Source organism: uncultured Campylobacter sp., from assembly GCF_938045465.1.
In the GTDB taxonomy this organism is placed as follows: Bacteria; Campylobacterota; Campylobacteria; order Campylobacterales; family Campylobacteraceae; genus Campylobacter_B.
In genome coordinates, this window is the sequence record NZ_CALIBF010000098.1 from 1 (window position 1) to 3,417 (window position 3,417).

Annotated in this window: 3 protein-coding genes and 1 pseudogene; all 4 read left to right on the forward strand. The window is 40.6% G+C overall.

Annotated elements, in window-relative coordinates; all coding sequences use genetic code 11:
* A pseudogene (locus Q0413_RS04660) lies at positions 1-190 on the forward strand (glucose-1-phosphate cytidylyltransferase); the annotation flags it as partial.
* A gap of 3 nt (positions 191-193) precedes the next feature.
* Positions 194-1,294, forward strand: coding sequence for a CDP-glucose 4,6-dehydratase (gene rfbG / locus Q0413_RS04665; RefSeq protein WP_298987768.1), 1,101 nt, complete (start codon positions 194-196; stop codon positions 1,292-1,294).
* Positions 1,291-3,084 carry a thiamine pyrophosphate-binding protein gene (locus Q0413_RS04670; RefSeq protein WP_298987769.1) on the forward strand — a complete coding sequence of 598 codons (1,794 nt, stop codon included), beginning with the start codon at positions 1,291-1,293 and terminating at the stop codon, positions 3,082-3,084. Before rfbG ends, Q0413_RS04670 begins: the two co-directional genes overlap by 4 nt.
* A 1-nt stretch (position 3,085) precedes the next feature.
* Positions 3,086-3,417: hypothetical protein (locus tag Q0413_RS04675; protein ID WP_298987770.1), on the forward strand; the 332-nt coding region annotated here is incomplete at its 3' end.

Sequence of the window (3,417 nt, forward strand, 5' to 3'; positions counted from 1 at the left end):
GGTTTTTGATTATATTACTGATGGTGATGCTACGGTATTCGAGCAAGCTCCGCTTTCAAATTTGGCTAAAGACGGCGAGCTTTGTGCTTTCAAGCACTGTGGTTTCTGGAAGCCGATGGATGCCTTGCGTGATAAGCAAGTATTAGAAAAACTATGGGATAGCGGTAGCGCTCCATGGAAAAAGTGGTAGCGGATGAACAACGCAATAGCGGCGCAAGAAATGCAAAATTTATACTCCGGAATTTATAAGGGCAAAACCGTTTTGCTTACCGGTCATACGGGTTTTAAGGGCTCGTGGCTTAGCTTGTGGCTGCAGCGCTTGGGCGCGAAAGTGATAGGGTATTCGCTTCCGGCGCCTACAGAGCCAAATCATATAGGACTTTTAAATTTAAATATCATCCAGGTAATCGCCGACATACGAGATCTTGCTAAATTAGACGAGGCGTTTACGACTTATAAACCCGACATTGTATTTCACTTTGCCGCTCAGGCGCTCGTACGTCCATCTTATGCCGATCCGATAACAACCTACGAAACCAATGTTATCGGCACATTAAAAGTCTTTGAAGCCTGCAGAAAAGCAGGCGTTCGCGCGATCGTAAATATCACCAGCGACAAGGCTTACGAAAATAAAGAGTGGGTTTGGGGTTATCGCGAGAACGATCCTATGGGCGGATATGATCCATATAGTTCGTCGAAAGGCTGCGCGGATCTTCTGGCTAATTCATATCGAAACTCCTTTTTTAACGAAAAAGATTACGGCACAAAGCATCAAACGCTGCTTGCCACGTGTCGCGCAGGTAATGTCATAGGCGGTGGAGACTGGGCGCAAGACAGATTGATCTGCGACGTAATGCGCGCGGCAGCTAAAAATGAAGCGGTAACGATCCGCAATCCGAATGCGACGCGTCCTTGGCAGCATGTGTTAGAACCGCTTAGTGGATATTTGCTCGTGGGGCAAAAGTTGCTTGAAGGGCGAAAGGAATTCGGCGGTGCGTGGAATTTCGGACCTAGCGATGATGGTGCGATTAGGGTGCTTGATGTACTAAAGAGCGCCAAGCGATATTGGGATAAGATAGAATTTAAAATCGGCTCCGACACGGACCAGCCGCATGAGGCAAATTTATTGAAGCTTGATTGCTCTAAAGCACATGCGCTGCTTGGCTGGAAGCCCGTTTGGAATAGTGAAACGGCATTTGAAAAAACCATAAGATGGTATAAAAATTTCTACGAAAACGGCACGATTGATACCGAGCAAAATTTAAACGACTACGTAAAAGAGATGATGCGATGATAAAAGTTAGCGATTTTATAGCAAAATTTATAGCCGAACACGAAGATACCGCAAAGACCGTATTTATGGTCTCGGGTGGCGGCAATATGCATCTGATAGATTCGCTTGGCAAAAATGAAAATTTAGAGTATGTCTGTAACCATCACGAACAGGCTTGCGCGATAGCTGCAGAGGGCTATGCGCGCGTCTCAAATAAGATCGGTATCGCGTATGTTACCACGGGTCCCGGCGGGACGAACGCGATTACTGGCGTTTACGGCGCTTGGGTAGATTCGATCCCTATGATGATTATATCGGGACAGGTAAAATTTCAAACGACCGTCGCTTCGCAACCCGAGCTAAATTTGCGTCAGCTCGGCGATCAAGAGGTTAATATCGTTGACATCGTAAGGCCTATCACAAAATACGCCGTAATGATAACGGATAAAAATAGCATAAAATTTCATCTGCAAAAAGCTATTTATGAGGCTAAACACGGCAGACCGGGGCCCGTATGGCTGGATGTGCCGCTAGATATACAAGGCGCGATGGTGGACGAAGCGGATTTGGTAGAATTTGAAATCCCAGAAGAGCCGAAATTCGACACAAAAATCCCACAGGTTCTAGATGCGTTAAAAGCTGCTAAACGCCCCGTTATCATTGTGGGTAACGGAGTGAGGTTAGCCAATGCAAAAGATGATTTTAGAGCCTTGATTGACGAGTTAAAAATCCCTGTTTTGACTGCTATTTCAGGAGTTGATTTAATAGAAACTTCAAATAAGTATTTTTTTGGTAGACCGGGAATTTTAGGTGAGAGGGCCGGGAATTTTGTAATTCAAAATAGCGATTTGGTAATAGTATTAGGTACAAGATTAAATCTTAGAATTTTGAGCTTTAATTGGGAATTTTTTGCGCGAGAAGCCAAAAAAATTATGATTGATATAGATGAAAACGAACTTAATAAAAAAACTTTTATTCCGGATATAAAAATTAAATCCGATGCAAAGGTTTTTATAAATGATCTTAGAGAAAAAGCTAGAGATTTAAATCTAGAAATTGGAGACTGGCTTAAATATTGTAATAGAATAAAAATGAAATATCCTGTTTTTGATAAGTCCGTATTGAAAGAGAAGAATTATGTCAGTTCATATTATTTTCCAAGATTACTTTCGGAGAAATTACCAAAAAATTCTCTCTTGCTTACCGGTAATGGCATAGCATATACATCAACATTTCAGAGCTATCCGGTACGAGCAGGTGATAGGCTTTTTGCAAATGTCGGATGTGCTTCTATGGGCTATGATTTGCCGGCACTAATTGGTGCATGCGTAGCAAATAATAAAAGACAAACTATATGCTTAACCGGTGATGGAAGCATTCAGATGAATATCCAGGAATTGCAAACTATTATTCATTATCGGCTTCCCGTTAAAATTTTTATGTATAACAACAATGGATACCTCTCTATACGCATAACTCAACATAATTATTTCAATAACAATTTTGTCGGTGAAAGTCCTATAAGTGGTGTAAGTATACCGGATATGAAGGCGCTCGCTAAAATTTATGGCTTTAAAGTATTTCAAATTAAAAATAACGATGATGCCAATGCAAAAATAGATGAAATTTTATCATGTGAGGGATCGGTGTTTTGCGAAGTGATGCTGCCGCCTAATGAAGCCATAGGGCCAAAAGTTGCATCTATGAAGCTTCGGGATGGGACTATGATATCAAAACCATTGGAAGATCTTGCTCCATTTTTACCTCGAGATGAATTTTATAAAAATATGATAGTAAAGCCTTTGGATTGATATGAGATTTTTATTTTTGGATTTTGACGGCGTCCTTTTTGATACTGTACGTGAAGCCTATGAGGTTTGTAGATCTACGCCAAGTTTTTTAAGGCAAAAATTTGATGAAAAGCAATATGCCGAATTTTTAAGATTTAGACCTCATGTGGGTCCGGCATGGAATTATTATTTCGTTATGACAGCTATAACTAATAACAATAAAGAGCTTTTAGCTTTTGATTATAACAATGAAGCAAAGAAATTTGAAAAAGACTTTTTTGAGACTCGTAAAAAGTTAAAAGCAAATAACTATGAAAATTGGTTGGCTTTGAATAGGCCATATCCGTTTTTATT